Source organism: Polyangium sorediatum (assembly GCF_029946465.1).
In the GTDB taxonomy this organism is placed as follows: domain Bacteria; phylum Myxococcota_A; class Polyangia; order Polyangiales; family Polyangiaceae; genus Polyangium; species Polyangium fumosum.
Genome location: NZ_JARZHI010000036.1, coordinates 89,762 through 105,895, shown reverse-complemented (window position 1 = coordinate 105,895; position 16,134 = coordinate 89,762). Strand labels below are relative to the sequence as shown.

13 protein-coding genes are annotated in these 16,134 nt (G+C 71.2%); 5 read left to right on the top strand and 8 right to left on the bottom strand.

The annotated features are described in order from the left end of the window. Window positions 1–1,023 (bottom strand): serine/threonine protein kinase (locus QHF89_RS31335; RefSeq protein ID WP_284721155.1); only part of this gene is annotated, 1,023 nt, incomplete at its 3' end. Window positions 1,024–1,169: 146 nt separating this feature from the next. On the opposite strand from QHF89_RS31335, the gene QHF89_RS31330 reads away from it, so the two are divergent. Both QHF89_RS31330 and QHF89_RS31325 read left to right on the top strand, forming a co-directional pair. Further along, entirely contained in the window at window positions 1,170–2,630 is a 1,461-nt protein-coding gene (locus tag QHF89_RS31330; protein ID WP_136971252.1) for a YkgJ family cysteine cluster protein, read from the top strand. A gap of 22 nt (window positions 2,631–2,652) precedes the next feature. Beyond that, entirely contained in the window at window positions 2,653–3,393 is a 741-nt protein-coding gene (locus QHF89_RS31325; RefSeq protein ID WP_136971251.1) for an iron-containing redox enzyme family protein, read from the top strand. 3 nt (window positions 3,394–3,396) lie between these two features. Here QHF89_RS31325 and QHF89_RS31320 read toward each other — a convergent pair whose 3' ends face one another. The 3 genes from QHF89_RS31320 to QHF89_RS31310 all read right to left on the bottom strand — a co-directional run bounded on the left by QHF89_RS31320 (window position 3,397) and on the right by QHF89_RS31310 (window position 7,072). Beyond that, a complete protein-coding gene (locus QHF89_RS31320) occupies window positions 3,397–4,554 on the bottom strand; it encodes a serine/threonine-protein kinase (RefSeq protein ID WP_136971250.1) in 1,158 nt (385 codons plus the stop codon). 72 nt (window positions 4,555–4,626) lie between these two features. Then, complete coding sequence (locus QHF89_RS31315; protein WP_136971249.1) at window positions 4,627–5,766, bottom strand: GDSL-type esterase/lipase family protein; 1,140 nt, start codon at window positions 5,764–5,766, stop codon at window positions 4,627–4,629. A gap of 175 nt (window positions 5,767–5,941) precedes the next feature. Continuing rightward, window positions 5,942–7,072 carry an SDR family oxidoreductase gene (locus QHF89_RS31310; protein WP_136971248.1) on the bottom strand — a complete coding sequence of 377 codons (1,131 nt, stop codon included), beginning with the start codon at window positions 7,070–7,072 and terminating at the stop codon, window positions 5,942–5,944. Window positions 7,073–7,195: 123 nt separating this feature from the next. On the opposite strand from QHF89_RS31310, the gene QHF89_RS31305 reads away from it, so the two are divergent. Further along, entirely contained in the window at window positions 7,196–8,992 is a 1,797-nt protein-coding gene (locus QHF89_RS31305; RefSeq protein ID WP_136971247.1) for a hypothetical protein, read from the top strand. Window positions 8,993–9,343: 351 nt separating this feature from the next. On the opposite strand, the gene QHF89_RS31300 is transcribed toward QHF89_RS31305, so the two are convergent. From QHF89_RS31300 to QHF89_RS31285, 4 genes are all read right to left on the bottom strand, one after another. Beyond that, the gene (locus QHF89_RS31300) at window positions 9,344–10,453 is read right to left on the bottom strand and encodes a formylglycine-generating enzyme family protein (RefSeq protein WP_136971246.1); all 1,110 of its coding nucleotides are present in this window, start codon (window positions 10,451–10,453) and stop codon (window positions 9,344–9,346) included. Window positions 10,454–10,819: 366 nt separating this feature from the next. Further along, window positions 10,820–11,368 (bottom strand): hypothetical protein, encoded by a 549-nt coding sequence (locus QHF89_RS31295; protein ID WP_136971245.1) that lies wholly within the window; start codon window positions 11,366–11,368, stop codon window positions 10,820–10,822. A gap of 26 nt (window positions 11,369–11,394) precedes the next feature. Continuing rightward, the gene (gene nth, locus QHF89_RS31290) at window positions 11,395–12,018 is read right to left on the bottom strand and encodes an endonuclease III (RefSeq protein ID WP_136971244.1); all 624 of its coding nucleotides are present in this window, start codon (window positions 12,016–12,018) and stop codon (window positions 11,395–11,397) included. Window positions 12,019–12,107: 89 nt separating this feature from the next. Then, a complete protein-coding gene (locus QHF89_RS31285) occupies window positions 12,108–13,310 on the bottom strand; it encodes an exonuclease domain-containing protein (RefSeq protein WP_284721154.1) in 1,203 nt (400 codons plus the stop codon). 162 nt (window positions 13,311–13,472) lie between these two features. Between QHF89_RS31285 and QHF89_RS31280 the strand changes: the two genes are divergently transcribed. Further along, on the top strand, window positions 13,473–15,521 hold the full coding sequence (locus QHF89_RS31280) for a c-type cytochrome (RefSeq protein ID WP_136971242.1): 2,049 nt from the start codon (window positions 13,473–13,475) through the stop codon (window positions 15,519–15,521). Next, window positions 15,518–16,126 (top strand): hypothetical protein, encoded by a 609-nt coding sequence (locus tag QHF89_RS31275; RefSeq protein WP_284721153.1) that lies wholly within the window; start codon window positions 15,518–15,520, stop codon window positions 16,124–16,126. The genes QHF89_RS31280 and QHF89_RS31275 overlap by 4 nt, the downstream gene beginning before the upstream one ends. The last annotated feature ends 8 nt before the right edge of the window (window positions 16,127–16,134 follow it).

Sequence of the window (16,134 nt, the reverse complement as noted above, 5' to 3'; positions counted from 1 at the left end):
GGCCGCAGCGGGGACGGGCTTCGGCCCGGCGGCGGCGGCCGGCGCCACGGCGGGCGACGCGGCCGGCGCCACGGCGGGCGCGGCCCCCGGCTTCGAGGCGAGCTTCTCCACGAATGCGCCCACCTCTTCGGGCTTGGCGAGTTTGTCGGCCGGGACGCTCCGGAGCGCCTGGAGCAGGCTGTCGAGCGACGCGCGTTTCGCGGGATCTCGCTCCAGCGCCTTCGGGAGCGCTTCCTCCAGCGCGGCCGGAAGGCCCTCGATCATCACGGACGAGAGCTCCTGGATCGGCCCGGAGAGGACCTTCTGCACGACGGCCGCTTCCATCTTGGAGGCGAAGAGCCGCTGCTTGGCGATGATCTCCCACAGGATCACGGCGGCGGCGAACACGTCGCCCTTGGGATCGATCGTGCCCGTCGGCCCGCCGGGCGTCGCGGCGCTCATGGCCTTCACGCGCTCGGGCGGCGCGTACGCGAGCCGATCCTGCTTCATGATCCCGTGCGGACCGAGCTTCGCGAGGGCCCGCGCCCAGCCGAATCCTCCGACGCGCGTCACGCCGTCCTTGCCCACTTGCACGTGGAACGGGCTCAGCTCGCCGTGCGCGACAGGCTCGCTTTGCGCGTGTGCCGCCGCCAGACCTTCGAGCAATTCGAGCCCGATGCGCAGCGCGATCGGGAGCGGGATCCCGGCCGTCTTCGCGTTCGTGACCAGCGACGAGAGCGTCTCGCCTTCGAAGTGCTCGGCGACGACGAAGATCTCTCCGTCCCCGACGCCCGTCTCCACCATCGGCACCACGTTCGCGTGCGTGAGGAGCTTGCCGTTCTTCGCGTCACGCAGGAACGCCTCTGCGACTTCCGGCTTCTTCGTCACGTGCTTGTGAAGGCGCAACACGACGTAGCTCTTCGTGCTTCCTTCGGTTTGGGCGAGCCAGGTGGACGCCACGCCACTGCCGGACATCTCCCGCGTCAACTCGTATTTCCCGAGCTTCGAAGCCGATCCAGTGGCAGTCTGAGGTTCGAGCGCCATTGCGGTCGCATGCTATCAGGTTCGTAGAAGTCGGATCCAGCAAGCTTTTCAGGTTGCACGGCCGACGCCCCTCGCGCGCCACGCAGCTCGAAACGCGCTGATCGCAGTAGCGAGGCACACGTTCAGCACTGGGCTCGCAAGTGACCATGTCGCCGGAGACGTTCCCCTCGCGTCCGCGCCTCGCCGATCACGCTGTCGTCAGGCGACATCGCGTGGGCGAGGAAGACTTCTGGGTGCTGCACGACCAGCGCTCGGGCCTCGCGTATCGCCTCGGCGCGCGCGAGTGGGGATTGCTCGCGCAGGCCGACGGATCTCGTGATCTCGAAGGCATCGTGGCCGCAGCGTCGCGCGCGTCCGCGTTCGCGAAGGTCGAGACGCTACGCGCGTTCCTCGGCGCTCTTCACGCGGCCGGCCTGCTCGCCGAAGGCGTCGCGCCGCTGCCCGAGCCGAAGGCCCGCGGCGCTTCTCGACCGCTCGATCCGCTGCCTGCTTTCTCCCTCGCGTGCGACGGCCGTGGGAGTTGCTGCCGTCTCTACGCCTCCGTGATCTTCCGGCCTGTCGAGGAGGCCTACGCCCGCGCGCTCTTGCCGCGCGTGCTCGACGCCGGGGATCATCCCGAACGCGCGTTCACGCCCCTGCACGGCTCCTCCGCCTGCGGCGCGACCTCCGTGCCGATCGTCGACGGCCGTTGCGCCTACCTCGACGGCGGCGGCCTCTGCCGCCTGCACGCGGCGCAAGGCGCGCACGTAAAGCCGCTCGGGTGCCAGATGTTCCCCGCGCTCTTCGTCGACGATGGCGAGGCCGTACGTGTCGCGCCCGCCGTCGAGTGCGCCTGCGTGCTGGCGAGCGCGCTCGATCCCCGTCCGGAGGGCGCCTCGCTCGTGCCCGAGGGCGCGCGTAGCTCCGCGGAACTCGACGAGGGCATCCTGATCGTCGAGCTCCCGGAGACGGTGCTCCTCACGCCGGGCAAGCACGCCACCCGCGCCGATCTCGTTCGTTTCATGCGCGCCGTCGCCGAGGCTCCTGCGCCGGTCGACACGGCATGCGCGCTTGCGTCCCTCGCGACCTCCGTCGAGATATCGAGCCTCGATCCCGCCGCCGCGACGCGCGCCCTCGCCGCGCCCGCGCCCCTCGATGCCGAGCGCTTCCGCCCCTTCTTCGCCGCGCTCGCCCATCGCGCCTCCCGCCGCGCCCGTATCGACGCGACCTTCCGCGCCGAGCGAGATCTCGCGCGCCATGCCGTTCGCTGGATCGAATCCACGTCCCGCGCGCTCGCCGAGGACCCGACCCTCGCCGCGCCGGCCACGCCCACGCGCGCCCACGCCGAGGCCTTTTATCTGCGCGCGGGCGCGCATGCCTACCAGCTCGTCTCCAGCGATCTTCCCCTCGCGCACGCGCTCCGCGATCGCGCCGCGCGGCTCCTCCTCGCGCGCGCCTTGCCGCTCGTGATCACGCCGGACGAAGCGCGCGACGAGCCTGCGCTCGCGCATCCGCTCGCCCTCGTCGAGGCGACGCTCCGGGGCCACGGCCTCGATGCGTACGCCCACGACGTGCCGGGCGCGGTGGAACGCGGCGATCGCGTGCACGCAGACGCTTCGACGTCATAACGATTCGAGGAGGATCGAGCCCATGACGATCGCGAGGGGGGACCGCGGTGTGCTCGTCGAGCGCCTGCTTTCCATCATGGATCAGAAGAACCACTGGGCCTGGCCGAAGCTCACGAAGCCGGGCCTCTCGCGCGCCGCGCTTGCCGCGCACTTCCGCCACGAATACCGGACCTACGTGCGCGACTTTCCGGTGCTGCTCGCGCGTGTCCTCGGCCAGGGACCGCCCGACGACGTGCGCATCGCGCTCGCCGAAAACCTCTACGAAGAGCAGACCGGAAAGCAGAGCCTCGGCGTCCCGCACCCGGCCTTGTTCCTGGAGATGATCGATGGGCTCGGCATCGAGCGCGCCTCGATCGAAGATCCCTCGATCCCCCTCGAACCCGAGGCCCTCACCTACCGCGCGATGCTCGACCGTGTCAGCGCGAGCGCGCCCTGGCAGATCGGCGCCGCGGTCCTCACCGTCTTCGTCGAGGGCAGCGTGAACGAGCGCGCCGAGCTCGAAGGTACACGGAAACTCCCGCCGATCGACGAGGTCATCCGGTCGCACCCGATGGTCCTGCACTACGGCTGTCCCCCCGAGCGCATGCGCCTCACCCGCGCCCACCGCGCCGTCGAGGGAGGCCATCGCCGCGACGCGTGGAACATGCTCCTCGCGCACGTCCCGCCGCAGAGCGACCTCGCCTCCTCGATCGTCGACGCGATGAACGAGGCCCTCACGCTCTGGCGCGCGTATCGCTCGGCCGTCGCGCGGCACCTCGTCTGACCCTCACCGCCCGGTCCCTGGCCTCGCCTCGTGCTGCGCCGCCTCGCGCGCGCGTCCCGCGGCGACCTTCACCGCATCCCCGACGGTCGCGCGGAGCAGGAGCGCCGCCCTGAGCCGCGCCGCTTCCAGCGACGGGAGCGACGCCACGGCGAAGAGCACGAGCGTCGCCGCGATCGTGATCCCCGCGATGCGCCCGTGCACGCCGCGCGCAGGCGGCCGCATCGACGAGCCTCGGGTCCGCGTGAACCCTGTCGAGGACGGGTGCGCGCCCATGAAGTCGGCGAACGCCTCCTCCAGCGCGAGTCGCAGCGATCGCGCGTCCGGATACCGCCGCCGCCGATCCTTCTCCAGGCACTTCGCCACGAGCCGCCGCGCACCCTCCGGGACCCAGCCCGGCAGCGGGCCCGGCTCTTCCGTGAGCACCGCGTCGATCACCACGTCCACGTCCGTCCCTTCGAACGGCGCCCGCCCCGCGAGCGCCTCGTACAGGACCGCCCCGAGCGCCCACAGATCCGCGCGCCCGTCCACGTCCTCCTCGCCGCGCGCCTGCTCCGGGCTCATGTACTGCGGCGTCCCGAGGCCCGGCGGCGTCCCCTCGTGCGCCGGCTCGTTCGGCTCGCTCGACCGGGGGAGCGTCGGGACGAACGGGGAGGGCAGGGCATGCGCGCTCGTGGCCCGCGAGCTGCACCCGAAGTCGAGGAGCTTCGGCACGCGCCCTTCGCCTGGTACGTCCGCGAGGAAGATGTTTTCCGGCTTCACGTCCCGATGCACGATCCCCTGCGCGTGGATCGCCTCGAGCCCGCGACAAACCTCGATCGTGATCGACAGCGCCTCGGCGACGGGCAGCGGCTCGCGCGGGCGCAACCGCTCGGCGAGCGTCTGGCCGCGGAGCAGCTCCATCACCAGGAAGCGCCGCCGCGGCTCCACCTCCCCGGCGTCGAGGACACCCACGACGTTCGGATGGGAGACCTGCGCGGCGATGTGCGCCTCGCGCACGAAGCAGGGAGCGCTGGTGCCGTTGCTCTCGGGGGGTGAGAGCTTGAGCGCCACGTCTCGCCCGATCCGTTCGTCGCGCGCCCACCACACGGTCCCCATCCCGCCCGCTCCGATCGCCCGGATCAGCCGGTACCGGTCCCCCAACAGCTCGCCCGCTCGGGCCATGCTCCCCCTCCGAAGAGAGTGCACGGTTGCAGGAAACGCGCCTCCCCGTTTTCCCGGGGAGAAGCGCGGGTTCTAGGGGGGCAAACCGCGGAGGACGTGCGTCGCGAGCGACGCGCCGAGCTCCCGGTAGCCCCGTTGCGTCAGGTGCACGCCGTCGCCTGCCGCGCGCGCGGGCGACTCTGCGGCCCACGCCCGGATCGAGCCGTCGCCGCCCATGACGGCGTACGTGTCCCAGAAGCTGCACCCCGCTTGCCGCGCGCCCTCGCGGATCGCGTCACGAACGAGCGGCGTGCGTGCGCGCGCGTCGGCGCGATCCGTCGGCGCGAGCGCGAGGCAGTCCGTGTCGGGCGCGAAGCGGCGGATCCGCTCCACGAGCCGCACGAGCCGCTGCGTGTACTTCACCGGATCCACGGCTACGTCGCCCGCCTCGTTCGTCCCGTACTCCAGCACCACGAGCGAAGGCTTGCGCCGGGCGAGCTCGGCCCCGAAGCTCGCTTCATCCCAGGCGAGCGGCGTCCCGAAGCGCGCCCCGTTGATCCCCAGCGTATCGAGCACCACGCCCGGTCGATCGGCCGGATCCGTCTCGATCACCACCCCGCAGAGCTCGGGGTTCCCGCGCGTGGGCACCACCTGCAACGTCTCGCGCCCTTCGCTCACGAGCGTCAGGTGCCGGAGCTCGCCCGGCGGCTCGGTCGCGGTCGTGCGGATCTTCTGCTTCGGCCCGGCGCCGAGCGAGACCTCGAACTCGTCGCCGGGCGAGCGCAGCCGGTAACACACGTCCCACGACAGCCGGCTCGACAGCCCTTCGTCCGTCACGTTCACCCGCGCCCAGCCGCTGCCGGCTGCGCCCGTCGTCATGACACCCCCGAGCCCGAACACGCCGTCGCCCGTTCGTGACGATGCGGCCGGCACCTTCGGCCGGATCGTCCACTTGTCCTCGGTCGAGAGTTTCACGCCGTCGTGCCTGTATTGCTTCCAGCCGACGTGCACGAACCCCGGCCCGGCCTTGCCGAACCGCTTCTGCAGCGCGTCGCGCAGCGCCCCGGTCCAGAAGTCCGCCTGCCCGTGCGAATCGCCGAGCCAGACGATCCGCACGTGCGCCTTGCGACCGCCCCGCGCGAGCTCCCGCAAAGCCGCCTGGAACCGCGCAAGCTCGGGCTCACCCGCCGGGAGCGCGGGCGCCGGGGCTGCCGACGTGACCGCTTCCGGCATCGCCGTCTCGATCGGCGCGGCCGCGCTCGCCGACGCGGGAGGCGCGGGAGCTTCGACCGACGCGGACGCGGACGCGACGGGACGCGACGGGACCGGCCCGGCGTCGGCCGGCTGCCGATGTTCCCCGCCGCAGGCCGCGGCGACGAGCGTGAACAGAGCTCCTGCCCAGAGACCTTCAGGAGAACGGATCGTACACCTCCGCTTCGCCCCCCGGCGACGACGACGGCGGCCGCGGCGCCCGTCGCGCGCTGACGTGCTCGGCCACCTCGCGCACGAGCTCCTCGGCGTACCCTTCGAACGGCGCGCACGTGATCCCCGTCCCCGCGAGCGCGCTCGTCGCGGCGCGCGCGTCGTACCGCACGCTCCGCGCGATCTGCTCCAGGAACGCCTTCGGGCTGCGCACGAAGCGCTCGATCCCCGGCGTGCGCAGGAGCATCGCCGCCGCGCTCGCCGGCACCTGCCGCAGCGAGCTGCCCCGCGCCGCGCGTGCGAGCACTTCGAAAAACCGCCGCGCCGAGATCGGATGCGGATCCACGAGGTGGAACGTCTTGCCGCGCGCGCGCGGCATCCGCCCGAGCGCGCACGCCGCGCGAACCACGTACTCCATCGACACCACGTGCACCGGCGCGTCGCCTCGTTGCGGCAGCGGCAGCGGGATCTCGGCCGGCGTCGTCAGCGCGAGCAGCGCCGCGAGGTGCAGCGCGTCGAGCCGATCGCCCGGCGCCGACGCCCCGACCACCGCGCCGGGCCGCACGATCACCGTCGGCACGCCCTTCGCGCGCCGGACCAGCGCCTCGGCCCGCATCCGTGCTCGCGCGGCCTCGTCGTGGAACTCCTGCCCCGCTTCCAGATCCTCCTCGTACACGACGCCCGTCCGGTCCCCCGACACGGCCGCCGTCGAGTGCACGACCAACGCTTCGAGCGCGCTCGCGGCCCGCGCGAGCTCCAGGATCTCCGCCGTCGTCGCCACGTTCGCCCGCGCGGCCGTGGCCTCGTCCATCCCGACCCACGCCGCGTGCGCCGCGTGGTGGATCCGATCGACCTCCGACGCGAGCTGCCGGTACTCCGCGCCCGAGAGCCCGAGGTCCATCGCCGCCGGATCGCCTTCGAGCACGCTCGTCCGCGCCGCGGCCTCCTCGCCGAGCGCGACGAGCGCCCGATCGGCCTCGGCCTTCTCCGCGGCGTGCACGACCACGTACACGAACGCGCGTGGGTTCGTGGAGAGCACGTGCTCGGTGATCCGCTGCGCGTAGAGCGAAGGGAACCCGTTGATCAGCACGACCTCGTCGTGACCGGGGCGGGGCACGCACCGAGCTTACCGCATGCGAACCACGTCGACCGGGGTGAAACGGGAGGGCGATTCGTACTAGCCTGGCGACGTACGATGAGCGCCTACGCCTCGCCCCTCCGCGGACGTCCTCGACGTGCCGTGACTCGTTTCGCCCGCGGGCTCCTCTTCGCCGTCGCCCTGGCGCTCCCCGTGACCCTCGCGGGTTGCAAGGGGGAGCAGCCTCCGCCGCCGCAGAAGGTCGCGCCCCTCGAGCCGATCCCTGCGCCGGCCGGCCACCTCGCCGACGTCTTCGTCCCGAACCCCGACGAAGCCTGGGCCAAGGCCCGCGCGGCCGTGGGCGGACCTGCGCTCTTTCTCCCCTCGAACGCGAGCAACCTCGCGGTCACGTTCCTCGGCCTGCCGCTCGCCGTCTCGGCCGAGATCGACGGCAACCTCCCGCTCGTCGGCGCCCTCGTCGAGCGCCCCGGCGGAGGCCGCCCGCGCACGGCGATGGGCATCCACGTGCGCGACGCGGGCAAGGTCGAGGGCTTGCTCGTGAAGGGCGAGAACGCGCGCTTCCAGATCCGCGTCGACGAGAAGACCTCCATCACCCTCCTCGAACCCAAGGACGGCGGCGCGCGCGCAGTCGCGATCGGCCTGCTCGGCAACTACCTCCTCTTCGCGCAGGACGTGGCGGATCTGCTCGAGGTCGGCCCGTACGTCGTGCGCACCTTGCCCACGGCGAAGATGCCGAAGGCCGACGTCGCCTTCGAGCTGCCGCGCGAGGCGCTCGGCGGCCCGATCGAAAAGGGCCTGCGATCGAGCTGGGAGAGCCTTCGTCCCCGCCCGCGCCCCAGCACCCCCACCGCGGACGGCGCCAAAGCGCCCACGCCGGTCCCGAGCCCTCTGAATGGGCTCATGGACGCGCTCCTCGGCATCCTCGTCGAGCTCGACCACGCGCGCGTCACCCTCGATTTCGACGACCACGCGGCGCACCTGCGCCTCCTCGGCACGCCGCGCGAGGGCTCCACGGGCGCCGCGAACCTCGCCGCGATGAGCGTCGGGGATCCGCGCCGCCTGCTCGAATTGCCCGCCGACACCGACATCGCGATCTACCTGCAAGACAGCGCGAGTTCGCGCACGGCCGACGCCAAGAAGTATGCGGACGCCCTCGCGGGCGCGATCGGCAAAGACATCCCGGAGGACGACCGCGCCGCGCTCTCCGCCGCGCTCGTCGCCCTCGCCGAGGGCCGCGGCGATTCATTCACGGCCGGCGCCTCGCTCCTCTCCACCGGCCCTGCCATCTACGCGCGCAGCGACGTCGCCGACGAAGGCAAGCTCGACGAGGCCCTCAATAACCTCCTCGGCCTCGCCAAACGAAAGAGCTTTGCCACGTGGCTCGGCCAGAACGAGATGGAGGTCAGCACGGGCAAGACCGTCCTCGAAAACCTCCCGGGCGACATTCGCCGCATCCGCCTGACGCGCGCCCCGGGCAAGGACGACAAGGGGAAGAACGACGAGAAGGCGAACAAGGACCGGAAAGACAAACCCGGCAAGGACGGCGACAAGCCTGGCGCCTCCCTGGAGGGCGTGCCGAACCACATCGACGTTCTCTACACGCTCGGCAAGGACGGCCTCGTCCTCGCGGCCGGCTACGACGCGAAAGCCTCGTTCCGGGCCATCCTCGACGCGCCGGGCAAGGAAAACCTCACCGGCCGCGCCGAGGCGAAGACCGCCGTCGTAGCCGTCGGCGACAAGACGGCATTCGTCGCCTTCGTGGATCCCTTGCGCCTCCTGAACCGCCGCGCGGGCAAGGCAGACCTCGGCCCGAGCGCGCCCGTCGTCTTCGCCCTCGGCAAGGGCGGGGAAGGGGTCGGGGCAAACGATCCGTGGATGCGCCTCGACATCGCGAACCTCGCCATTCAAGAACTCGTCAAGCGCCGCGGCGCGCTCTAGCCCCGAGGGGGACGCCTCGCGCTGGGGCTTTGCCCCAGGCCCCACCCGGGGCTGTCCGCCCCGGGACCCGGACCAGCCAGGGGCTGGACCCAGGCTCGATGAACTGCGCTCCGCGCAGTTCATCGAACAGGCCCGGTCAAGACCGGCAACGACCCTGCCAACCGAGACAGCCGCGCTGCTGGTTCGGCTGGCAACCTGGGTTCTTCGTCGGCCTGTTTGAAAAACTGCGCGGAGCGCAGTTTTTCAACCCTGGGTCCAGCGCCTCGCTGGTCCGGGGTCGAGGGGGCGGACAGCCCCCCGCGGGGTCCGGGGCAGCGCCCCGGCGCAACGGCCCAAGGAGAGACCGCGGCGTCAGCGCGGCGTCAGCGCGGCGTCCCGCTCCTTCGCGTTCCGCACGCAGCGAAACCCGAGCCCTGGCACCTTGTACGAGACGATCGCCCCGCCACGGAACGCCGCGAGGATTCCGCGTCCGCTCCGGTTCCAGCCGCCGCCGCGCACCACGTAGTTCCCGATGTTCGACCGCACGTGCACGGGATCGACCTCGTCCTTGCCCGAATAGGGCACGTAACTGTCGATCACCCATTCCCACACGTTCCCGGCGAGGTCGTGGATCGGCCCGTCGGGCCAGATTTTATCCCCTTTGGGGTGCGCTCCTACCTTCGAGGGCCCGCCGCCGTGGCAGCCGCTGTCGCCGCCTGGCGAGATCAGGATCGCCTGCGTGAAATCGGTGTGCTCGCACGTCGGTTCCTCCTCGCCCCAGGGCCACGAGCGGCCGTCGCCCCCCGTCGCCGCCCACTCCCATTGCGCCTCGGTCGGCAGCCGCTTGTCGTACTGCTCGCAATAGTATTTCGACATCGGATAATCGACCAGGTTCACCGGGTAGTCCGGCTTGTCGGGGTACGTGATCCACCGATCCGTCCGCTGCGGCGCCTTGCAGCCCTTCTCCTCGACGCATTTCTTCATGGCGCCTGCCGTCACCTCGGTCTGGTCCATGCAGAACGGCTTCGTCAGGACCACCTTGTGTGGCAGGTCCGCGCGCCCCTTGCCGTGATAGCCCGATTTGCGGTTGCCGAATCCGTAGGCCGACAGGTTCTTGCCCATCGTGAACCCCGCGGGCCCCGTCGCGGGCACGTACACCTCGCCCTTGGGACACGCCGGCGCGCATGCGCCTGCCTCGCAACGCTCGATGTCGAGGCACGTCTTCACGGCCTCCGGCGCGCGCCCCGTCCCGGCGCAACGCACCACGCTTTCGCCCTCGCAGGCGAGCGCCCCCTCCGCCTTCCCCGCGCAGGGCCCCTTCTCCTCGGGCGTGGCTGCTGCCGTCGCCGTCGTGGACGCGTCTGGTACATCGCCGCCGTCGATCGCTGGGGGCCCCGCGCCCGCGTCGTCCTTTCCGTTCCCGTCGCTCGGCTGCTGGGCGCAACCGGCGAGGGCGGCGAGGGCAGGGAGCCAAAGGCGCATGCGGGGACGAATCACGCGGCGGAAGGTACCCCCTCGCCCCGCGCGATCGCAAACGTTCCGCGCCCGCAGTCACTCCCCTGCTCCCCGAGGTGATTCCCCCCCTCCGGAACGTCGATCCCCGTATCCGACTTCACATTCCCCCCCTCCCCGGAGGTGATCCCCCTGCTCCCGGAAGTGATCCCCCTGCTCCGGAACGTGATCCCCCGTGTCCGGTCTTACACCCCCCTGCTCCCGGGACGTGATCCCCCGGGGGGATCGTTCTCCGGAGCGGGGGGAGCCCTTGTTCGAGCGGGGGAATCCTGGTTTCCGCGCCCTGGGACCTCGGTCGTGGCGCCGGCGACCCTCGATCTTGGGTCCTGGCACACATCACGGGCCCGGGCAATCGTCGGGGCAGGAGGCGGGCGTCTCGGTTCCGATGCAGGCGCCGTCGCCGCAGACGCTGCTGCCGAAGCACGACCCTTCGTGGCAGACCAGGATCGCGAGCGTGCAATCGAACGTCATCCACGACCCTCCGTCGGCCGCGCAGACCATCGCCACGTTCCCCTTGCACATCTTCGTGTTCGGCTCGCAGACGGGCTCGCAATCCTCGGGGCAGGACGCAAACGTCTCGCCGTCGCTGCACGCCCCGTCGCCGCACGGCTCGCTCGGCAAACACGCCCCGTCGCCGCACGGCTCGCTCGGCAAACACGCCCCCTCGGCGCAGACGAGGCCCTCGGTCGCGCAATCGACGCTCTCCCGCGATTGCCCGTCGGCCGCGCACGTCTCCGCGACCGTGCCCTTGCAGGTCTTGCTGCTCGGCGTGCAGAGCGTCGGGCAGCTCGGCGCACACCCGTCCAGATCGCCGCGCGCGTCGTTGCCGCAGCCCACCCCGAGGACCACCAGCGCCGCCAAGACGACCGCCCCGAGACGGCCCACCCCGCCCCGTCCGCGTGGCCCCCGGCTCACACGTCGTTTCTCGGACACACGTCGGAGAACATGCAATCGCCGCATTGGGGAGCCTTGGCCGTGCATGTGTACCTCCCGTGCAGCACCATCGCCGGGCCGAACTTCGTCCAGCGCGCCTCGGGCACCATGTTCATGAGATCCCGCTCGATCGCCTCGGGTTTTGCCTGCGTCGTGAGCCCCATCCGCTGGCTCACGCGCGCCACGTGCGTGTCCACGATGATGCCCGAGGGAATGTCCCACGCATTGTTCAGCACCACGTTCGCCGTCTTCCGCGCGACCCCGCGCAGCGCCGTGAGCTCTGCCATCGTCTGTGGCACTTCGCCCCCATGCCGCTCGCAGAGCGCGCGGCACGTCTCCTGAACGGCCTTCGCCTTTTGCCGATAAGCGCCCGTCGGCTGCAAGATTTGCTCGAGCTCCTCCGTGTTCGCCTCGGCATAGTCCTTCGCCGTGCGGTATTTCGGGAAGAGCGTCTTCGTCACCTTGTTCACGCGCACGTCGGTGCATTGCGCGGCGAGGATCGTGGCGATGAGCAGCTCCAGCGGCGTCGTCCAATCAAGCTCGTAACGAGCGTCCGGGAACTTCGTCTGCAGCCGCTCGATCACCGTCGACATCGAGACCATGCGAATGCCCTCCTCCCGTCCTCCGTGAGGACGAACCCGAGCCTACCCCAATCGAACGACCCTGGCGAGACCCGAGTCTCACGGCTCGGTCATTGCTTGTCCGACAATCGCGCGAGCGCCAGGAACACCGGCACCGTGAGCACGCGGATCCCATAGGCCCGCGCCTTCTGGCTCTTCGCCGTGAGCGAATGCGGATCGTCGATCACCAGCACGTCGAGCTTTTTCGTGACGGACCCCTGCACGCGGAGCCCCGCCGCCACCGCCCGCGCTTCGAGCGCGGCCTTCGACGGCTCGCCGTCCCCGGAAAAACAGATCGACGTCCCCGGCCGGAGCGGCCGCGTCGAGCCCGGCGAAGGCGCCGCCGCTCCGCTCCGCGCCGCCACGAGCGCCTGATCGGCCGAATCCGCGGGCAAACCGAGGAGCCGCGCGACCCGCGCGAGATCCGAGGCCCCGAGCCCCCCGCCGAGGTCCCCCGCGAGCGCCGCCCGCGCGACGCCCGTCAAATAAGCCCGATGCGCCGCGACGATATCCCCACGCAAGAGCCCCGCGCCCTCCACGTGCCGCCGCGCGACGTCCGCCTTTTCCTCGGTGACGCGCCGATCTTCGAGGATCTCGTCGAGCACCGCAAAGTATCCCTCGACGCTCCCGTTTGAGGTCCCCTCGGGCAAACCCGCCGCCATCAACCCGAGCGGCGACGGCTCCGCCGAGGCCTGCGCCTCGCCCCGCGCGGCGATCCGTGACGGACCTTCGATCACCGGCCACACCACACCCGCCGCGATCGCGAGCTCCCTCTCGTACGACGTGCGCCAGAAGCCCGTTTTGTTCAGCCCCGCGAACACCCCCGCGGCCGCGCGCGCGTCGTCGAGCGCTCGGTGCTCGTGCCCGCCGTCGACGCCGAGCGCCTTGCAGCACGACGAGAGCCGATACTCCCCGAGGCCCGGCAAGACCCGCATCGAGAGCTCGCGCGTGCACAGCCGCGGCGCGTCGGGTAACACGAGCCCGAGCCGACCAAGCTCCTCGGCGAGGAACGCGAGATCGAATCTCACGTTGTGCCCCACGAGCACCGCGCCTTCGAGGTACCGCACGACCTCGGAGAGCACCTCCGAAAACCGCGGCGCGCCCGCAAGATCCTCCACGCCGAGCCCGTGAATGTGCGTCGCGCCCGGATTCCGCTCGGGGTTCACCAGCGTCGACAGCTCCCCGAGCACCCGGCCTTCCGCGTCCGTGCGCACGACGGCGACCTCGACGATCCGATCCGTCTTCCATCGCAGCCCGGTCGTCTCGACGTCCACCACTGCGAATCCATGGGGAAATGAGGCTCGTCGTTCGGCACTATCCATCGCGATCCGGGCGACCCTAGCACCTCCGCGCGGGCGAGGATAGCGCCAGGAATGGCTCACCTTTCCGGGTTCCGCCCCGCGGACCTCCATGATATTCGCTGTCCAATCAGGGACATGCGGACCTCGCCCCTCCTCGCTGCCGCGCTCCTCGCCGCGCCCCTCGCCGCCGTGGGGTGCTCTTCCTGCGGGAAAAGCACCTCGGGCCCCGCGCCTGAGGCGACGTCCTCCGCGGCGCCCGGTCCGGCCGATTCCGCCGCCGCGCCGCCCCCGAAGGCGAAGACGCCCGCGGCGAGCCGGCAAGGCAACGTCGTCGCGCGGAGCCCCGCGGAAGACATCCTCTACGTCGCCGACGAGGACGGCAGCGCCCTCCACCTCGTCGAGCTTCCGTTTGACAAGGAAAAACCCGCGCGGACCGTGCCGCTCCCGGGCCGGCCCGCGCAGATCGTGGCGCGGGACGGCGAGGTGCTCGTCACGATCCGCGATCCGGGCCTGCTCCTCGTGATGCGGCCCGATCCCGCGGCGGGCCTCGTGGAATCGGCGCGGATCGCCTTGCCCGCCGACGCCTGGGGCCTCGCGATCACGAAAGACGAAAAGACCGCGCTCGTCTCGTCCGCGTGGACGCGCAAGGTCTCCGGCGTCGACCTCACCACGAAAAAGGTCCGCTTCACCGTCGACGTCGCCCGCGAGCCGCGCGGCATCGCCATTCTCGGCGACGGCGCGCGCGCCTACGTAAGCCACCTCGTCGGCGCCCGCCTCACGCGGATCGACGGAATCGGCAGCGACAAACCCACCGTCAAACGCGTCAGCCTCCCCGCCGCGCCGCTCCGCCTTCCGTACGAAACCACACGCGCCGAGGACGCCTCCCTCGGATATGCCCTCACGTTCTCCCCCGACGAACGCAGGCTTTACGTCGCGCGCCACGCCTTCGGCGCCACGGGCGTCGAGGCCTGGTATGGCATGCCCACGGTGGACGTCTTGCTCCCGCGCGACGATGCGCCGCTCGCGCCCCGACGCAAGCAGCCCCCGGTCTTCGGGGCGCACATCAACGCGATCCCGGTCGAGGACCCGACCCTCGACCTCCCGCCCGGCGACATCGTCCAGCCACGCGCCATGGTGGTTCGCGCGACGACGCGCACCCTGCTCGTCCTCGGCGAGGGCAGCCTCACGGTGTCCGAGCTCGACGCGACGTCGATCGACCCCGCGGCGATGGTCCGGAAAAAACACCCCCTGCACGACGGGGAGGCGACCGGCGGCGGCCCCGCGTGCGCCGCGCCGAGTGGCCTCGCGCTCTCCTCCGACGAGCGCAAAGCCTACGTCTTTTGCCGCTCCACGAATGTGCTCGCCGTCCTCACGTTCCCCGACCCCAAGGCCGACGTGAAATTCAGCGTCGTCCGCATCCCGCTCGGCAAGGGTCCCGGCGACACCCTCGTCGCCGAGGGACGCCGTCTCTTTTACGACGCCCAGGACCCCCTCGTGAGCGGCGGGCTCGGTTGCGCGGGTTGCCACCCCGAGGGCCGCGACGACGGGTTTACGTGGAGTGAGTTCGCCCCCGTGGAGGAAGGGGGGAACGCTACGTTCGCCGCGACGGGCGGCACCATCACCCTGAGTGCGGCCCGCCAAACGCCCATGCTCGCCGGCCGTGTCGCCGCGCAGGGCCCGTACGGCTGGCACGGCGAGAGCGAGACCCTCGTCGATCGCATCTTCGCGGGGTTCGCCCTGCACCGCTGGGACGAGCGGCACGTCGTCGACAAGCAGACCGCGCGCCCGCGGGCGCTCGCGATCGCCGCCTTCCTCCGCAGCGGCCTCGTCCCTCCGCCGCGCGAAAAGACCGAGCCTTCGGACGTGGAGAAGCGCGGCAAGGCCGTCTTCGAGAGCGCCGAGACTGGCTGCAAATCGTGCCATGCCGGGGCCGAGTTCACCGACCGGGTCCCCATGCCGCTGCCCCGCATGACGGTCCGCACGGGCTACAACGACGAAAAGGACAACAACAAGTACAAGACGCCTTCGCTCCTTTTCGTCGGCGGCACGGCCCCGTATTTCCACGACGGCAGCTTCGCCACGCTCGAAGAGCTCATCGACAAGAACGACGACCGCATGGGCAAGACGAACCAGCTCTCCGCCGAGGACAAGGCCGCCCTCGTGGCCTATTTGAGGACGTTATGAAGCGCCGCTCGCTCCTCTCTGCCTTCGCCGCGATCACGCTCCTTTCGAGCGTCGCCTCGCCCGAGGACGTGCCTGACGCTGCGTTGCCCGAGGCCGGCGCCGCCACCGCCACGGACGACGCGGGCGCGGACGCGGCCGCGACGCCGCCCGCGGAGTCGCTCCCGTTCCTCGGCCCCGTACCGACCGAAAAATCGAAGCCGCCCACGGTCGCCGAGTGGAGCGCCGCCAAGAACCTCGAAGCGCCCATCAGCTCGACCGCCTGCACCCTGCGCCGGGTGCGGGAATGGCTCCGCTTCCGCTGCGAGGTCCTGAACTCGAACAGCATCGACCTCGTCACGGGCAATTCGAACGACGTCTTTTTCTCCGTAAAACAAGGCGGCGGCGAATGCACCCATGTTCCCGACGAGGGCGAGGTCTGCTGGGACGCCCTCGAGACCGTCTTCCCGCTCCGCCGCGGCGATCGGCGCTTCTTCCAGATCACGCAGCGGACCGGCGGGGGGTATTACATGCCGGGCAGCGGGCCGATGGTTCGGACCTACGTCGTTCTCTCCGAAATGTGGGTCGAGGACGAACCCGGCCCGATCGTCACGGTCTCTACCTGGTGAGCACGTTC

Excerpts from the sequence above, each read along its gene's own strand:
- QHF89_RS31330 (WP_136971252.1), top strand. The coding sequence starts at position 1,170 with ATGTCGCCGGAGACGTTCCCCTCGCGTCCGCGCCTCGCCGATCACGCT.
- QHF89_RS31325 (WP_136971251.1), top strand. The coding sequence starts at position 2,653 with ATGACGATCGCGAGGGGGGACCGCGGTGTGCTCGTCGAGCGCCTGCTT.
- QHF89_RS31320 (WP_136971250.1), bottom strand. The coding sequence starts at position 4,554 with ATGGCCCGAGCGGGCGAGCTGTTGGGGGACCGGTACCGGCTGATCCGG.
- QHF89_RS31315 (WP_136971249.1), bottom strand. The coding sequence starts at position 5,766 with ATGCCGGAAGCGGTCACGTCGGCAGCCCCGGCGCCCGCGCTCCCGGCG.
- QHF89_RS31300 (WP_136971246.1), bottom strand. The coding sequence starts at position 10,453 with ATGCGCCTTTGGCTCCCTGCCCTCGCCGCCCTCGCCGGTTGCGCCCAG.
- nth (WP_136971244.1), bottom strand. The coding sequence starts at position 12,018 with ATGGTCTCGATGTCGACGGTGATCGAGCGGCTGCAGACGAAGTTCCCG.
- QHF89_RS31280 (WP_136971242.1), top strand. The coding sequence starts at position 13,473 with ATGCGGACCTCGCCCCTCCTCGCTGCCGCGCTCCTCGCCGCGCCCCTC.
- QHF89_RS31275 (WP_284721153.1), top strand. The coding sequence starts at position 15,518 with ATGAAGCGCCGCTCGCTCCTCTCTGCCTTCGCCGCGATCACGCTCCTT.